The 16,564-nt window shown below is 39.1% G+C and carries 18 protein-coding genes; 14 read left to right on the forward strand and 4 right to left on the reverse strand.

The annotated features are described in order from the left end of the window. Nucleotides 1–346: 346 nt before the first annotated feature. The 6 genes from asd (at nt 347) to ACEYX7_RS08400 (ending at nt 7,455) form a co-directional block, all read left to right on the forward strand. Nucleotides 347–1,462: an aspartate-semialdehyde dehydrogenase gene (gene asd, locus ACEYX7_RS08375; RefSeq protein WP_374804892.1), complete on the forward strand. Its 1,116-nt coding sequence runs from the start codon at nt 347–349 to the stop codon at nt 1,460–1,462. Between the two features lie 95 nt (nt 1,463–1,557). Then, complete coding sequence (locus ACEYX7_RS08380) at nt 1,558–3,129, forward strand: type IV pilus assembly protein FimV (protein WP_374900430.1); 1,572 nt, start codon at nt 1,558–1,560, stop codon at nt 3,127–3,129. Then, on the forward strand, nt 3,129–4,802 hold the full coding sequence (locus tag ACEYX7_RS08385) for a hypothetical protein (RefSeq protein ID WP_374900431.1): 1,674 nt from the start codon (nt 3,129–3,131) through the stop codon (nt 4,800–4,802). Before ACEYX7_RS08380 ends, ACEYX7_RS08385 begins: the two co-directional genes overlap by 1 nt. Before the next feature lie 91 nt (nt 4,803–4,893). Beyond that, on the forward strand, nt 4,894–5,880 hold the full coding sequence (locus tag ACEYX7_RS08390; protein ID WP_374900433.1) for an asparaginase domain-containing protein: 987 nt from the start codon (nt 4,894–4,896) through the stop codon (nt 5,878–5,880). A 21-nt stretch (nt 5,881–5,901) separates the two neighbouring features. Then, nucleotides 5,902–6,729, forward strand: coding sequence for a tRNA pseudouridine(38-40) synthase TruA (truA, locus tag ACEYX7_RS08395; RefSeq protein WP_374804896.1), 828 nt, complete (start codon nt 5,902–5,904; stop codon nt 6,727–6,729). Between the two features lie 12 nt (nt 6,730–6,741). Continuing rightward, on the forward strand, nt 6,742–7,455 hold the full coding sequence (locus tag ACEYX7_RS08400; RefSeq protein WP_374806993.1) for an alpha/beta hydrolase: 714 nt from the start codon (nt 6,742–6,744) through the stop codon (nt 7,453–7,455). Between the two features lie 72 nt (nt 7,456–7,527). On the opposite strand, the gene ACEYX7_RS08405 is transcribed toward ACEYX7_RS08400, so the two are convergent. Together ACEYX7_RS08405 and ACEYX7_RS08410 are read right to left on the reverse strand one after the other, a co-directional pair. Beyond that, nucleotides 7,528–7,860, reverse strand: a complete 333-nt coding sequence (locus tag ACEYX7_RS08405; protein WP_374804898.1) for a YegP family protein — start codon at nt 7,858–7,860, stop codon at nt 7,528–7,530. A 164-nt stretch (nt 7,861–8,024) separates the two neighbouring features. Then, complete coding sequence (locus ACEYX7_RS08410) at nt 8,025–9,050, reverse strand: AraC family transcriptional regulator (RefSeq protein ID WP_374804899.1); 1,026 nt, start codon at nt 9,048–9,050, stop codon at nt 8,025–8,027. Nucleotides 9,051–9,272: 222 nt separating this feature from the next. On the opposite strand from ACEYX7_RS08410, the gene infA reads away from it, so the two are divergent. Continuing rightward, nucleotides 9,273–9,494: a translation initiation factor IF-1 gene (gene infA / locus ACEYX7_RS08415; RefSeq protein WP_374804900.1), complete on the forward strand. Its 222-nt coding sequence runs from the start codon at nt 9,273–9,275 to the stop codon at nt 9,492–9,494. An 81-nt stretch (nt 9,495–9,575) separates the two neighbouring features. On the opposite strand, the gene ACEYX7_RS08420 is transcribed toward infA, so the two are convergent. Next, on the reverse strand, nt 9,576–10,082 hold the full coding sequence (locus ACEYX7_RS08420) for a hypothetical protein (RefSeq protein ID WP_374804901.1): 507 nt from the start codon (nt 10,080–10,082) through the stop codon (nt 9,576–9,578). Nucleotides 10,083–10,164: 82 nt separating this feature from the next. Further along, nucleotides 10,165–11,034, reverse strand: coding sequence for a LysR family transcriptional regulator (locus ACEYX7_RS08425; protein ID WP_374804902.1), 870 nt, complete (start codon nt 11,032–11,034; stop codon nt 10,165–10,167). A gap of 316 nt (nt 11,035–11,350) precedes the next feature. On the opposite strand from ACEYX7_RS08425, the gene leuC reads away from it, so the two are divergent. The 7 genes from leuC to leuB all read left to right on the forward strand — a co-directional run bounded on the left by leuC (nt 11,351) and on the right by leuB (nt 16,204). Further along, a complete protein-coding gene (gene leuC / locus ACEYX7_RS08430; RefSeq protein ID WP_374900435.1) occupies nt 11,351–12,781 on the forward strand; it encodes a 3-isopropylmalate dehydratase large subunit in 1,431 nt (476 codons plus the stop codon). Nucleotides 12,782–12,801: 20 nt separating this feature from the next. Beyond that, entirely contained in the window at nt 12,802–13,017 is a 216-nt protein-coding gene (locus ACEYX7_RS08435; RefSeq protein ID WP_374804904.1) for a hypothetical protein, read from the forward strand. Nucleotides 13,018–13,139: 122 nt separating this feature from the next. Further along, the gene (locus ACEYX7_RS08440) at nt 13,140–13,361 is read left to right on the forward strand and encodes a hypothetical protein (protein ID WP_374804905.1); all 222 of its coding nucleotides are present in this window, start codon (nt 13,140–13,142) and stop codon (nt 13,359–13,361) included. Then, complete coding sequence (locus ACEYX7_RS08445; RefSeq protein ID WP_374804906.1) at nt 13,345–13,740, forward strand: type II toxin-antitoxin system VapC family toxin; 396 nt, start codon at nt 13,345–13,347, stop codon at nt 13,738–13,740. Before ACEYX7_RS08440 ends, ACEYX7_RS08445 begins: the two co-directional genes overlap by 17 nt. Before the next feature lie 17 nt (nt 13,741–13,757). Continuing rightward, nucleotides 13,758–14,408: a 3-isopropylmalate dehydratase small subunit gene (gene leuD, locus ACEYX7_RS08450; protein ID WP_374804907.1), complete on the forward strand. Its 651-nt coding sequence runs from the start codon at nt 13,758–13,760 to the stop codon at nt 14,406–14,408. Between the two features lie 114 nt (nt 14,409–14,522). Then, nucleotides 14,523–15,077, forward strand: coding sequence for a hypothetical protein (locus ACEYX7_RS08455; RefSeq protein ID WP_374804908.1), 555 nt, complete (start codon nt 14,523–14,525; stop codon nt 15,075–15,077). 41 nt (nt 15,078–15,118) lie between these two features. Next, nucleotides 15,119–16,204 carry a 3-isopropylmalate dehydrogenase gene (gene leuB, locus ACEYX7_RS08460; protein WP_374804909.1) on the forward strand — a complete coding sequence of 362 codons (1,086 nt, stop codon included), beginning with the start codon at nt 15,119–15,121 and terminating at the stop codon, nt 16,202–16,204. Nucleotides 16,205–16,564 lie beyond the last annotated feature (360 nt).

Below are 16,564 nucleotides of genomic sequence, written 5' to 3' on the forward strand. Positions count from 1 at the left end.
CGTTTAGATTGTATTGATACCCTGTTCTTCTATTTTATGTGGATTTGTGCCATTTATTAATTTCTTTTGCTATATAATCAGAATAACTGATTTTCTTTGTATGTCAACACACCCTAATATTCAGATATAAACAATTGACTTGGATTATATCTATAGACGTCATCATATTTAGATTTTTATATTCTAAATTATGCCATGTCATTTCAATATTTTTATTCGTATTAATACTGTGAATGAGTCCGCTTTTTTGTTATACTGACAAATTAGTATTCATCTTTTAGATGAGAAGTACCTTTTTTGCTGTAAATCCTTAAAACCCTTGATGAGATAGAAGGTGATGTCACTGATGAAAGTAGGTTTAGTTGGCTGGCGTGGTATGGTTGGTTCTGTGCTGATGCAACGTATGGTTGAAGAGAATGATTTTGCCCATTTTGAGCCATTTTATTTTTCGACCAGTAATGCGGGAGGTGATGCACCGAATTTTGCCAATAAATCTGCTTGTAAATTATTGGATGCCAGTGATTTAAACAGCCTAAAACAAATGGATGTGATTCTAACCTGTCAAGGTGGCGATTATACGTCTGACATTTTTCCAAAATTGCGTGCTGAAGGTTGGAACGGTTACTGGATCGATGCAGCAAGCACTTTACGTATGGATGACAGTGCGATTATCGTACTTGATCCAGTCAATGCTAATGTCATCAAAGATGGCTTACAAAAAGGCGTAAAAAACTATATCGGTGGTAACTGTACCGTATCATTGATGTTGATGGGCTTAGGCAGTCTATTCCAAAATAATCTAGTGGAATGGGCAACATCGATGACTTATCAAGCTGCATCAGGTGCTGGCGCACAAAATATGCGTGAATTGATTACTGGTATGGGTTATTTGTATAACAATACACAAGATTTGCTAGATGATCCAAAATCTGCGATTTTAGACATCGACCGTCGTATTGCTGAATTACAACGTGGCGAAGACTTTCCAAAAGCCAATTTTGGCGTGCCATTGGCAGGTTCATTGATTCCATATATCGATAAGCAATTAGACAGTGGTCAATCGAAAGAAGAGTGGAAAGGTCAAGTTGAAACCAACAAGATTTTAGGCAACAGCCAAATTATTCCTATTGATGGACATTGTGTGCGTATCGGTGCAATGCGTTGTCACTCACAAGCATTGACCATCAAATTGCGTCAAGATGTACCATTGAATGAAATTGAAGACATGATTGCTCAATCTAACCAATGGGCAAAAGTCGTGCCAAACACACGTGAGGCATCAATGCAAGATTTAACCCCTGTTGCTGTGACAGGAACGTTATCTATTCCAGTAGGTCGTTTACGTAAACTAAATATGGGTAAAGAATACCTCGGTGCGTTTACCGTAGGTGATCAATTGCTTTGGGGTGCTGCTGAACCACTACGCCGTATGTTGCGTATTTTGATCGAACATCAAAATTAATGTGAAGCACGTAGCATTTTTTACTTGAGAAAACCTTGCGATATGTCTATATTAGTATGACATATCGCTTGCATAACAATTAAGATGGATAGCCTATGAAATTTCATCATCGACTTGGGGTACTCGCTGTCAGCATTCAGCTGGCTTTACCCACTTCAAGCCATGCTTTGGTGCTAAAACCTGTAAAGATTGATTCTTCACAAGGAGAACCACTTTACGCAGAAATTCCTTTTAGTGAAGCTAATGGGAACGGACCTGTGCGTGCTTCGTTAGCACAACCTTTTGAAGCAGGTAAAGCACAAGCCATCGACGAACGTAAAATGCCGAACATTAATTTTTATGTACGTCGAACTGGTGAAGGTGAAGGCGTCATTGTGCTTACATCATCCCAACCTACCGAAGCCACTGCACTTGACCTACTTATCAAAGTTGATGACGGTGATCAGACCAAAGTTCACGAAGTGCGTGGTAGATTGCCAAGTCGTGTAGATCGTTTGCAAAAACAACTTGAACCACAAACAGCTAAGACACTTGTGGTTGATGAAAATGAAGAAAAGAAAGTAAACTTACCTACTGTAAGCCAAACTGTTTCTACAAATGAAAAACCTTTAACGATTAGCGATAATTTACCGCCACCTTTGATTGCAAAAAATGGTACGCCACAACCTGTACCACCAAGCGACACACCAGCAGCTCAAAGCCAAAATAAACTCAATATTGGTCTGTCCGCAATTGCTAATCAACCGAATCAAAATGTTGCACCAAATACGTTTGTATTAACGGATGCTCGACCAACAATGCTTGCTACACCACCTGTAACGGCACAGACTCGTCCGCAACCGAGTACAACAAACACAGCAAATAACGCTAGCAAAGACAACAAGGCTACTAAAAAAGCAGCTACTTCAAATAACAGTTCTGCTGCGGGCGTTGATCAACATACTGTGCAAGCAAACCAAACACTATGGGAAATTGCACAACAAATTGCCATCCGTAACAAAGTATCTACTGACAAAGTCATGAAGCAAATTTATGACAATAATCGTGATGCGTTTATCAACGGTCAAGCAAATATGCTCAAGCAAGGTGCTGTTTTAAGCTTACCTTATGAATACCAAGCTGCGGTGCGTCCTGCTACAAGTAACAACAACGCGACAGCACGTAATCAAAATACTCAGCCAGCACAGCAAGGGACAGCTAGACAGCAAACTCGCCCTGCTGCCCCAGCTACAACAGCTGTTGCCGTTGCAACACCAGCACCAGCAAAACCTCAGCTTAGTGTTGTTGCAAACAATACAGGTACAGCAAGTGGTACTGGACAAGGTACAGCAAGTGCAGGCAAAGTGACCGAAGGCATGATTTCTCAAATACAGAAAATGCGTTTGGGCACATGGGAAGTACAAAGTCGCGTAAAGACTATGGACCAAGAGCTTAAAGCAAAACAGCAACGCATTGCTATGCTTGATGCACGTTTGGCAGAGTTACAACAGCAACTTAATGCAACCAAAGACAAAAAACCTGCCAATAATACTACAGCAAATGCAACAGCAGCTGGTGCAAAACCTGCAACTGTTTCAGCAATTGCAAGTACAGGTCTTGCTAGTGTAGTTGCCTTGCAAACAGATTTTTCTTCTATTACAACATTATTATCGGGGCTTATATCATAATGGATAATCCTATTATCTTGGCTGCTGTTGCATGTCTAGTTTTGTTATTGCTTGCTATTGCTTTTTTAAAGATGAAAAAAGGCAAAAAAGAGGGTACTAAATCAAAAGACACAAGCAAAGATACCAAATCTAAGAAAAAAGGTAAAAAAGGTGCTTCAAGTGAAGAGGTTGATCAACCTGTAGCTCCTGCTAAACCAACGGTAAATATGGCTCAAATTCAAAGCCAAATTAATATCTTGGTTCAACAAAAAGATTATGCCAAAGCAGAAGGTATTCTTAACGCTAGTCTAAAAGATGATAATACGTTGTATCCTTTGTATGCTAACTTATTAAATCTTTATCATTTACAAAATGATGATTTGGCGGTAAGACAGTTGTTCTCTAGTATTGAAAGACAAGGTTTGAATGAAATCTATCAAAAACTACATGTAGAACACGAGAGCTATCAACAAATCAAATTGCAAGAACTCGCACGCCAATCAGAGCTTGCAGCACAAGCACCTGTGATTGAAGAACCTATCGAAGTCACTGTACCAACGCCAGATACTTCTGCATTTGATAATCTTGCATTTGACATCAGTCCAGCAACCAGTATTAGTAAGCCAGTCACCGATCCAGTGGCGACAGGTAATACTTTAGATTTTGCACCATCAACTGGTAATAGCTTAGATTTTCACACTACTGCACCTGCTGCTGAAGAACCTGTACCAATTCAAGCTGCTGCATTAGCTACAGCGTCAGTGGGCAATGCAAGCAGTAATGTATTAAGCTTTGATAATCCAAAAGTTTCTACGATCAATATTTCTCAAGCACCTAATCACTTGCCAGCAGAAAAATCGTATAGCTTTGATTTCGCAGACCCGTCTACACCAAAAAGCACTGAAAGTGATGCGTTAAGTTTAGATACACCAGCCGATCAAACTTTTAACTTTGAGCATATCGAAACACCAACGACCAATACACCTGAAGTGAGTGTGCCTGAGCTCATTTTACCTGAGATTGCAGCGGCTGAAACTCAAGCCGACGCGTCTGCTGATCTTACTATAGATTCATCTTTTGATACTGATTTTAACTTTGATAGTTTAGATACAAAACCAGCATCAAATACAGCGAGTTTAGACCAGTCATTGAACTTTGATGCACCTGCTGTGCAAGCACCTACACTATCAAATGACACAGCGTTTTCTTTTGATCTTGATGCACCAGCCGTAGCACCTAAAGTAGAAATGGCACCTGCATTAGAAGATAACACATTTGATTTATCAAATAGTGATTTACTCAGTGCAACGCCTACACATGTTGAGCATCAAGATAGTGTGCAGTTCGATCATTCAGTTGCTGATGCTGATTTTGGTCACGACATTGGTCTACCAGAAGTACACGGTAATACTTTTGATGCACCAAGCATTGATACAGTAGCACATGTTGAACCTGAAGCCGTAGCTGTGGTCGAAGAACCTGCCATTTATGCGGATGAGCGTGATCCATTTGTACAGTACTTCCCTGCATTGATTCATGCTGAGCCAACAAATATTGATCTTGATTTAGTTGAACAATATATCAGATTAGGTCAGCTTGACGCTGCCAAAGATTTGTTGAACGAAACCAAAACAGCATCAACCTCAGCAAAATTTGAGCAACGCATTTCGGAATTAGAAAGCAAAATTGCTTAATTTTATAAGTATTGATAATCTAAGGCAGTCTAACTAGACTGCCTTATTTCTTTTAATTGATTACGATGACAATCTTCGGAATGATCTGTTTATGACTCAGCTACTAGAAAAAATTGCTGTAATTTATATGGGTGGTACTTTTGGCTGTATTGGTGAACCACTCTCACCTATGCCTGCGAATGATTTTTTGACCATGTTAAAAAATCATTATCCCCAACCCTATCTAAATTTCTTTGCTGCACCAAGTATCAAAGACAGTACCGAACTCACGGCTTTCGATTGGTTAAACTTGGCAGAAATGATCGGGCTTTTAGCCACAGAGCAAGCTTATCAACGATTTATCATTATTCATGGTACAGATACATTAGCTTATGCATCTGCCTTTTTACAACATTTATTTGGTCAACAATATCATATTATTTTTACAGGAAGCCAATATCCGATTTTGGATATTTTAGGTCAAGATTTACGTTCACAATCTGATGCCCAAGCCAATTTTAATTTTGCAATTGAACAAATCAGTAATATGTGCAAAGGCGTTGCTCTAGCATTTAACCAACAATTATTTGCTGGTGCAACGTGCTATAAAGCACATACGCATGATAATAATGCATTTATGGGTCAGCCATTTGTCGATGAAACAGAATCAAATCACCTAAATTGTATCGATAAATTTGATTTTTCTACGCATGGCATACAACAAGTTCAACAAAAACTAGATCAATTACGTATCGAAAATATATATGTCTTGCCACATGGTAAAGCTCAATTTGCAAAGCAATTAGAACATACCATGATTCAACCACCTCAAGTATTGTTCATTCAAGCTTTTGGCTCTGGTAATTTACCTTATAGTGAAGATATCCAATCTCATTTACAACAGCTACAGCAAAAAGGTTGCCAAGTCATTGTATCTAGTCAAGTTTTATATGGTGAATTATCACAGCATTATGCGACAGGGCATTGGTTAAAAGACCTAGGCGTATTATTTGATCATCACATCAGTCAAGCTGATAGTTTCGCACGTGTGACTTTGTTAAATTTAATCTATGCTGAAGATTGGCATCAATACTGGTAGTTTATGATGATTGAGAATAACATGACTGAACAATTGATTGAAAATCAGCTGACCAAACGTTATGCGGTAGGTATCGAATTTTGTGGTACTCGCTTTAAAGGTTGGCAAACCCAACAGGCGGGTGTACGTAGCATTCAAGAAACGATTGAAAAAGTGCTCAGTAAAATTGCTGATGAACCAATCATTTTACATGGTGCAGGGCGTACTGATGCAGGTGTGCATGCGACAAATATGATTGCACATTTTGACACGACTGCCATACGTCCTGAACGTGGATGGCTGATGGGTGCAAACTCTCAACTTCCAAAAGACATTGCGTTGCAGTGGATTCAAGAAATGGATATGGATTTTCATGCCCGTTTTAAAGCGTGTGCTAGACGCTATCGATATGTGGTCTATAATGCACCGCATCGCCCTGCTCTATTTTATGGTCAAGTCACGCATGCTTATTATGCTTTGAACGTGGAAAAAATGATTTTGGCAGCGAAAAAATTTGAAGGCACGCACAATTTTGAAAGCTTTCGTGCTGCTGCTTGCCAGTCCAATCAACCTGTACGCCACGTTAAGCATTGTCGCCTATTCCAGCATGGGCAATTCTTAGTCCTTGATATTCAAGCTGATGGTTTTTTACATCATATGGTACGCAATATCATGGGTTGTCTGCTTGAAATTGGGCAAGGCATGTATGATGTAGAACATATTGATGCGATTTTTGCTGCCGAAGATCGTAAGGCTGCAGGCATTACCGCACCACCTGATGGACTATATTTTATTCATGCGGAATATCCTGAACAGTTTCAATTACCAAAACGTCCGCTTGGTCCTGCGTGGCTGAACTTGCCTGATTAAGAGATCAATAAAATGCCTTATCAACAATCAGCCTTACAAATTGATGAAGAAAACATTGTTTATCGTTATTTTCGTAGCACGAATCCGCACAACAAAACATTAGCCATCATTGTTCATGGTGCTGGTCAAGCTAAACAACAGCAATTTGTAAGCATGGCAGAATATTTGCAACAATTTTATGATGTGCTGACTTTTGATTTTTCTGGGCATGGTTTGAGTTCATCTCACCAACTATCATCTATCGCTATACGTGATAGACAATTACAAACTTTGATCAAACATGTTTTATCTCAAACAAATCTAACTCATATTCAAAGCCTGCATATTTATGCCTTGAGTATGGGTGGACAAAATGCGTTAAACCTTTTGGATAAATTTTCGAATATTCAACAGCTTATATTATTTAGTCCTGCTTTATACCATGTAGATTGTTTTGATTTGACTTTTGACCATCATTTTAGCCAAGCCATTCGCACGCCAAACAGCTGGCAAAATAATAATGCTGTTCAACAATTCACATTTTTCTCAGGAAAATTATATCTCATCCATCCGCCTGTTGATAATGTCATTCCGCAAGGGGTGTTTGACTGTTATCGTATAAGCAGCTTGGCACAGCAATCCATTGATTTTAAAGAGATCATTATTGACGATGCACCGCATAATTTCGGGCAATGGTTTATGGAAAATCCTCAACGCTTTGAGCGAATCTATAAAGAACTCACGTGATCATGCTCGGTATGAAAAAAGGCAGTGTAAATATTCACACTGCCTTTTTGTTTGATTTAGAAAGTAAGTCAGTTATGCCAACAAACTTTTGGTTTCTGTATTGATATTCACTTCTCTGGTCAATGCAATGGCTGCATCTAATGCTGCATTGTCTGCATACATTGGGCTAGTGCCAATGACTTGACCGTTGGCTGCCTTCAAATTGAACATCGGCTTGCCGTTTTTGGCTTCCTTGCGTTCATAACGCTTATCTTCGATAGCATTTTTCTTCACTGACTCGATGCCATTCAATGCCGCTGCCTTGGTTGTATAGGCTTCGCTTTTCAGTAAAGTGCCTGTTTCTGTCTTAAGTGAAAAATGATATTGACCATCTGTACTTTGACTAAGTTCGAACCATATTGCCATACGATATTTCCTTGAAATTTAAAAACTTTAACTCTGAAAACGAAATATAGATTAATATTTCAGCATTCACCTTGTTTCTCGATTATACAATAGACGGTTCGTTTTACAAGCCTTTTTAACATTGATATCTATTTTTTAAACATACTTGTCGCAGAATCGGAGTTCTAAGCCATCGTATTGTCTGAAGTCTGTTTACGTTTACGATATTCAACAGGAGTTTCTCCAGTCCAACGTTTGAAGGCTCGATAAAAAGTACTTGGCTCTGAAAACCCCGTCAAATAGACAATTTTTTCTATGCTTTCGTGGGTATTTGCGAGCATTTTCTTTGCCAAACGACAGCGATAGTCTGATAGAATTTGTTGAAAACTGGTTTCTGCATCACTGAGCTGGCTACGCAGACGTCTTGGCGTGATGTTGAGCTGTGCTGCCACAGTTTCCAAAGTCGTTTCACCACATTCTAAGCTAGAGCCAACCGCACGGCGTACCTCTGCAATCAAGTCATAACGTGCTAGTTCTTGTAATTTTTCAATGGCTAATTTTTCATGTAGTTGCAACAAATCAGGGTCTGCTTGCCAAAGTGGATACTCGAGCATGGCATGATCAAAATAAATTCGTGTTTCTTTTTGACCAAGACTCACAGGACAGCCATAAACTCGAAAATACTCATCCCCTGTTGCACCATCGGTATAATTTAAATCAATAAAAGTCGGTTCAAAGCGTCCCTCAGTGACAAACTTAAAAAATCGCAACACCCCTGAAATAAAGCACTCTGTAAAATGTCGATTTACTTTTCGATCACCACCAGCATGCACACCATTACTTAAATAACAATGCGAACTGGTCACTACCAACTCTGCTTGTAACGCATCACTAAGCAAACGTTGATAACGTAAAGCACGATGCAGACCTTCACCAAAGTTATGGCTACTCAAAAACAAATGTTCAATCACTTGCCCACGATACAATGGTAAGTGTTCACCTAGGTGTAAGCCAATATCCTGATCTTGAGTGACTTGCTCTAATGCCTGCCAAAAGCCCTGCTGTGCTGCCAAAGGCGTGCGATCTTGATGCTGCATTTTACTCAGATTAACGCCTGCTTTATATAATATCTCATCGGTCGGTAATCCTGCACGACGCATAGCTTGATAGCCTAGACGTAGCAGTATAGAAGCATCGGTTTGTTGTGACACAGCCTATCCTTTATTAAAAGAAGAATTTAAAATTAGCTTAATCGCAATTGACCAAAATGACAATTTTATTTTGTGAAAATCGTCTATTATTCATTCTTGATTGATATTATTTTTCTAGTTAGTACAAAACATATCAATGTCATACAAAATAAAACCTTGAGCTAAGCTAGATTTGGGTCTATAATTACGCCACTATTTTTCCACCATCCATTTAGGTAGGCTATGGCCAATAAAGAAGATTTAATTGAATTTGAAGGTGTTGTGACCGAAACCTTACCCAACACCATGTTCCGTGTCCGTTTAGAAAATGGTCATGAAGTGATTGCCCACATCTCTGGTAAAATGCGTAAAAACTATATCCGTATTTTGACTGGCGACAGCGTAAAAGTAGAAATGACACCTTATGACTTAAGCAAAGGTCGTATTACTTACCGTGCTCGTTAAGTTTTAAAAAACCATTTAAAATTTTACAAAAAAAGCGTTACCAATTGATTTGGTAACGCTTTTTTTGCATGTGTAAAGCAATTAATTCCAGAGTTTATCTGAGTCATCTTGCAAGGTATCATCTGCCTGATAGTCCACCGCTGGCATCATAATATTGAAGAAAATTTCAATATCAATCTCTTCAAACTGACGTAATAAGCGAACAAATTGTGGCATAATCAATGCAGTATGATAACTGATATATTGATCCACGCGTAGCATGATATGCTCTTCACCTTCATGTTCGTGCGTAAAAATAAAGCTCGACACATTGACTAAAGATGCATTCGCTTCATTAACCACCATAAACAGACGTGCATACAAATGTTCATTATAATCAGCAAGATGGTCAATCATGGACAGGCGAATAGCTTTACGTTTAGGTTCAATACTGACCAAGCATTTATGCTTATAGATTAATACAGAAAAAGACTCTTCTTGCTCATCACTGATTTCAAAATATGCTTGACGCAAATGCTCCGCCAAGGCACTTGCACTCATATCTTGTTCAAGAATAATATCAATATCATTTAATGTGGCTTTGGTCATTACGCTACTCACAGTTTTTTTCGATGTCATTCAGATTATACGATAAATTGTCTTTGATAAGACGAGAATTTAAGGAATATTACTACTTTACATCTTGCATTTGGTCAATCAAAGCCTGACATGCTTTAGACATACAACGCTCTGGATGATATACCAAACCTAACTGACGTTTTAATTGTACAGATTCGACATCTAATACGACCAAATCATCATGACATAATGTCAGCGGCAACAAAGACCAACCTAAACCAATCGACACCAGCATACGAATAGACTCCAAAGAGTTGTTACGCATATCGGTTTTTGGTTTCAAGCCTTCTTTTTCAAAAGCAGACAAAGTAATCTGGCTAGTGAATGTATGACTGGCTGGCAAAATCGCTTGAAAAGGCATCAGATCTTTGAGCTGAATATGTTTTAGCTGACTCAAAGGATGGAAAGGTGCAGCAACAAAACACAGCGGATCGTGCCATAACGCTTGATATTTCAAACGACCATCTAATTCAGGTGGTAGCGTCAAAAATGCCAAATCAATTTCACCTGACAGAATCTGCTCGTGTGCCTGTTCAGAATCCATAAATGATACTTCAAGGCTTACTTCTTCATATTTCTGTGTATAGCTTTTTAGATGCTCTGGCAAATAGTGCAAGCCAATATGATGGCTAGTACCGATTTTGAGTTTACCTGCGATTTTATCTTGTAGCAGACTAATCTCTTTTTGCATATCATCTAAGCTGATCAACCATGCTTTTAGCTTAGGGTATAGTTGCATTGCAGCTTGCGTTGCACGCACACCACGCCCCATCGGTTCAAACAAAGTCATTCCAAAATGTTCTTCGACCTGCTGAATACGTTTACTTACAGCAGGTTGGGTAAGGCAGAGTTTGTCCGCAGCGATAGAAACAGAACCTGTTTCAATAACTTTTACAAAAGCTTCAAAATTGGCGGTATTCATCGTGTTTTTAGATACTTATCATCGACATAAATTAACTTTAGTATAAAGATAAAGCATATCGTTGAGCAAGCGATTTTCTGTTAATTCGCATAATAAATAATCTATTTTTAAACATTATTGCATAATTGATAGCTATTTTTTATTAATTTTAATTTATCAATACTACTTTGAATGTTTTATTAAAGTTAATTTATGCTACAAATCTTCTTATTCCATAATTCTTAACGATTGAATAAAAAATATAATTTTATTTTATCATAAAACTAGACTACACTATCACCTAGCAAAATTTACTATCCATACTTGGAGAAATAAAATGGAAGGTCAAATTCAAGCCAAAACGCTTTATGACAAATTATGGAACGATCATTTAGTACAACAGCGTGATGACGGCTCTAGCCTGATTTACATTGATCGTCATCTTTTACATGAAGTGACCAGTCCCCAAGCTTTTGAAGGTCTTTCTTTGGCTGGTCGTAAGCCTTGGCGTTTGAGTGCCAATATCGCCACACCTGACCATAATGTACCCACATCACACAAAGAACGTAGCGAAGGCATCGCAGGGATTGAAGACGACACTTCTCGCATCCAAGTACAAACTTTAAATGACAACTGTAATAGCTTTGATGTTGTGCAATTTAGCATTAATGATGAACGCCAAGGCATTGTACACGTTGTCGGTCCTGAGCAAGGTTTGACCTTACCAGGTATGACGGTAGTCTGCGGTGATAGCCATACTGCAACACATGGTGCGTTGGGTTGTTTGGCTCATGGTATCGGCACATCAGAAGTCGAACATGTGTTAGCAACGCAATGCCTTGTCCAAAAGAAAATGAAAAATATGTTGGTGCGTGTCGATGGTCAGCTAGGCAAAGGCGTGACACCAAAAGACGTGGTTTTGGCGATTATCGGTAAAATCGGTACTGCTGGTGGTACAGGATATGCCATTGAATTTGGTGGTCAAGTGTTCCGTGATATGTCTATCGAAGGTCGTATGACGGTCTGTAATATGGCAATTGAAGGCGGTGCACGTATTGGTTTGGTGGCTGCTGATGATAAAACCATTGACTATGTCAAAGGCCGCCCATATGCCCCAACAGGTGCAGATTGGGATAAAGCAGTAGCCTATTGGAATACTTTGCATTCTGATGATGATGCGGTCTTTGATCATGTGGTGGTCTTGCAAGGTGAAGAGATTGAACCACAAGTCTCTTGGGGCACGTCGCCTGAGATGGTGATTAGCATTTCACAACATGTGCCGACACTAGATGATGCACGTGATGATGTACAAAAAAGTGACTGGACGCGTGCTTATCAATATATGGGCTTAACAGCAGGTCAATCTTTGGCAGATATTCCACTGGATCGTGTATTTATTGGTTCATGTACCAATTCGCGTATTGAAGATTTGCGTGCGGCGGCTGATATTGTCAAAGGTAAAAAAGTCGCTGATTCGATCAAACAAGCGATGATTGTGGCTGGTTCTGGTTTGGTGAAAAAACAAGCCGAAGCCGAAGGTTTGGATAAAATCTTTACTGATGCTGGTTTTGAATGGCGTGAACCTGGTTGTTCAATGTGCTTGGCGATGAATGCTGACAAATTGCAAGCAGGTGAGCATTGTGCCAGTACCTCAAACCGTAACTTTGAAGGTCGTCAAGGTAATGGTGGACGCACGCATTTGGTTTCACCTGAAATGGCAGCTGCGGCAGCCATTGCAGGGCATTTTGTTGATGTGCGGCGTTTTTGATAAAAGCTTAACGGTAAATTATGAAACCAAGTAATATTTTAAAAATCGATACCCTGTCTGAAAACTGGTATGATAAAGATGGTGTTATCTTACACGCTTGCTTTCAAATATTGACTGACTTTATTGAACAGGAAAGCGATTTGATACCTGAAATCGGCAATGAAAGTCATGTTGATTGGGATGCTGATGAAAAGCATCAATGGGCTAAACAAGAGATGCTTGCTCTTTACTATTGATGGAAAAACTATCAGCAACAAAACCATGATTTACCGACTTGGGAAGATAATGCGATAGAAAATCAAATGCTCAAAAGATTGATTGATGTACGCTGGGCAATGTGGACTTAGGAGTGAATGTGATGCAAACATTAACGATACATGTTCAAGATGATTTTATGCCTGTATTTATGAAAATGATTGCAGGGTTTAATCATGAAATTTATGTTGATGAAATCAAACCTGTAGCAAAAAAACGTGATTTATCAAAATTGATTACACACCCAAATGTCATCAATGGCAATCCTGATGATTTGCTCAATGTTGATTGGGCGCAGGAATGGTCAGATGAATTACCAAAATGATGTCTATCTAGATACGCATGTGTTGGTTTGGTTATCTCAAACGAGTACGCATCATCTATCTAAAACAGTGATTGAATTTTTGGAAGATGGTCATAATCGATTACTGATTTCACCAATGGTTGTGCTTGAGCTGGAGTTTTTGCACGAAATTGGTCGAATTAATCATAGTGCTGATGAAATATTGGCAATGATTAGTGATGTGCTTGAACTAACGATTTGTCAAAAATCTTGGATTAATGTCGTAAAAATGGCAACGACACTTAAATTTACCAGAGATCCTTTTGACCGTTTGATTACTGCTCATGCTAAGTTAGATAATAACTTACTAATCACGAAAGATACCAAAATCACAACTCATTATGCACATTGTATTTGGTAGAATTTAAGGAATTTTTTATGAAAAAATACACCACTGAACAAGGTATCGCCGCACCGCTTGACCGTGCCAATGTCGATACAGATTTGATTATTCCAAAGCAGTTTTTAAAATCCATCAAACGTACTGGCTTTGGCGATAATTTATTTGATGAATTACGTTATTTGGATGAAGGCTATATCGGACAAGATATCAGCAAGCGTCCAAAAAATCCTGATTTTGTATTAAACCAGCCACGTTATCAAGGAGCAACGATTTTGTTAGCTCGTGATAATTTTGGTTGTGGTTCAAGCCGTGAACATGCACCTTGGGCTTTGGAAGAATACGGTTTCCGTACTGTGATTGCACCAAGTTTTGCTGATATTTTTTATAATAACAGCTTTAAAAATGGCATGTTACCAGTGATTTTAAAAGAACACGAAGTTGAGCAATTGTTCCAAGAATGTACTGCCAATGAAGGCTATCAGCTGACTGTTGATTTGGAAAGCCAAGAAATGCGTACGCCAGCTGGCACAGTCTTCAAATTTGAAGTGGATGCTTTCCGTAAACACTGCCTGTTAAATGGCTTGGATGATATTGGTTTGACTTTACAAGACAGTGATGCGATTCACGCTTTTGAAGCCAAAGCAAAACAAGATAGACCATGGGTATTTGCTGAATTAAAGCACTAATAGCTGTATTGGCTTGCCAGAAAATACCAATTTCGCATAGCCAGATGAGGATTATCTTGTTAAGATGAAAAGCTACAATTGTCTTATTTCTCTTAAACACAAGGACTCAGACTCATGCGAGTAGCTTTTCTGGCTGCCATCATGGCTTCGGCAAGTCTTTTGACTGCTTGTCAAAATACGCAGCATGTTGTTGATACCTATAAGATATTACAACAAACTTATGGCTCGTTTAATCCGATACAGCTTTCTTGTCATGCAAAAGAAGGCTGTGAATTTGCAAGGCTAGACGATACACAAATTATTGAAGACGGAAAACCAACACCACAAGCGATTAATCGTGGTTTGTTACGTTTAGAAGGTTCAGTATTTGAAGTTCGCCCTCAATACGCACTGTCTTTATTGCCTAATGAACATGAAGTTGCGGTACGTTTCTTCCCTGTATCTAAAGAACGTTCTGAACAATTTCATTTTATTCATACCTTTATGGCAAACCATAAGTATGAAATTAATATGTATCGTCAACGTACACCAAGCAGTGGCAGCTTACTCAATGTCGCTATGCCTGGTCCTTTGTGCGTTGATTTGATCCAAGATCAAACACCGATTCGTCGTTTTTGTCGCACTTTTGACGTGATGAAAAGCTACGAATTCATTGAACAACCCGTTTAACGAGTACAGATGATGTGCTTGTTTACAACAAGGAAATGCACATGACAAAAAATATTCTTATTCTTGCAGGCGATGGTATCGGTCCTGAAATCATGACTGCTGCTGAAAAAGTACTGGACGCAGTAAATCAAAAGTTTGACTTAGGTCTAACTTGGCAACATGGTTTATTGGGTGGTGCCGCAATTGATGCACATGGCGAACCATATCCAGCCGTGACTAGCCAACAAGCACAGCAAGCTGATGCTATTTTATTGGGTGCGGTCGGTGGACCAAAATGGGACAATATCGAGCGTTCAATTCGCCCAGAACGTGGCTTACTCAAAATCCGTAGTGCCTTAAATTTATTTGCCAATTTACGTCCTGCGATTTTGTATCCACAGCTTGCCGATGCATCTAGCTTAAAGCCTGAAGTCGTAGCAGGATTGGATATTTTGATTGTACGTGAATTGACTGGCGGTATTTACTTTGGTCAGCCACGCGGTATTCGTGAGCTAGAAAATGGCGAAAAGCAAGGCTATAACACCGATGTGTATAGTGAAAGTGAAATCAAACGTATTGCCAAAGTTGCTTTTGATATGGCGAATTTGCGTGGTGGTAAAGTTTGTTCTGTCGATAAAGCCAACGTGTTGGAAGTGACCGAACTTTGGAAGCAAACTGTAACCGATTTACAGCAAGCACAATATCCAAATATTCAGCTTTCACACATGTATGTCGATAATGCAGCCATGCAATTGGTCAAAGCACCAAAACAATTTGACGTGATTGTGACAGGCAATTTATTCGGTGATATTTTATCAGACGAAGCGGCAATGCTTACTGGTTCTATCGGTATGTTGCCATCTGCATCATTAGATGAAAATGGTAAAGGTATGTACGAGCCATGTCATGGTTCTGCCCCTGATATCGCAGGTCAAGACAAAGCCAATCCTTTGGCGACTATTCTGTCTGTGGCAATGATGTTACGTTATACTTTCCGTGAAGAAAACGCAGCCAAAGCCATTGAAGATGCAGTCGGTGCAGTATTGGATCAAGGTTTGCGTACAGGTGACATTATGTCACAAGGTATGCAATTGATTGGTACGCAAGCCATGGGTGATGCGGTGGTGAATGCGTTGTTAAAAGCCTAATGTGATTTAAGCCTTATAATAAGCTTTTCAACAAGAAACATGCTGAATAATCTTGCATTGGGTTATTCGGCATTTAACGGACAACAAGTGGTTTTAGGTGTTTTTCTCTCATCTGAGCGAGATGATTTTTAGAATTGAGAAATATTTCATAAGATACACTCGAAAACAAAGAACGATTAAACACCAAAAAAAACCACCACAATACATTATTTTACTCTGCACACGACAAAAATCATCCCCACCCCACTTTTAGCGGTTTAGGGGATAAAAAACTGACCAACTATCGAAATACAGCCTTATCATTATTAAACACCACCAAACGTAAACCCTCGATCAACAAATCTAAACCTAGAGCAAACA

Source organism: Hubeiibacter jixunmingi (assembly GCF_041928215.1).
Lineage (GTDB): Bacteria > Pseudomonadota > Gammaproteobacteria > Pseudomonadales > Moraxellaceae > Acinetobacter.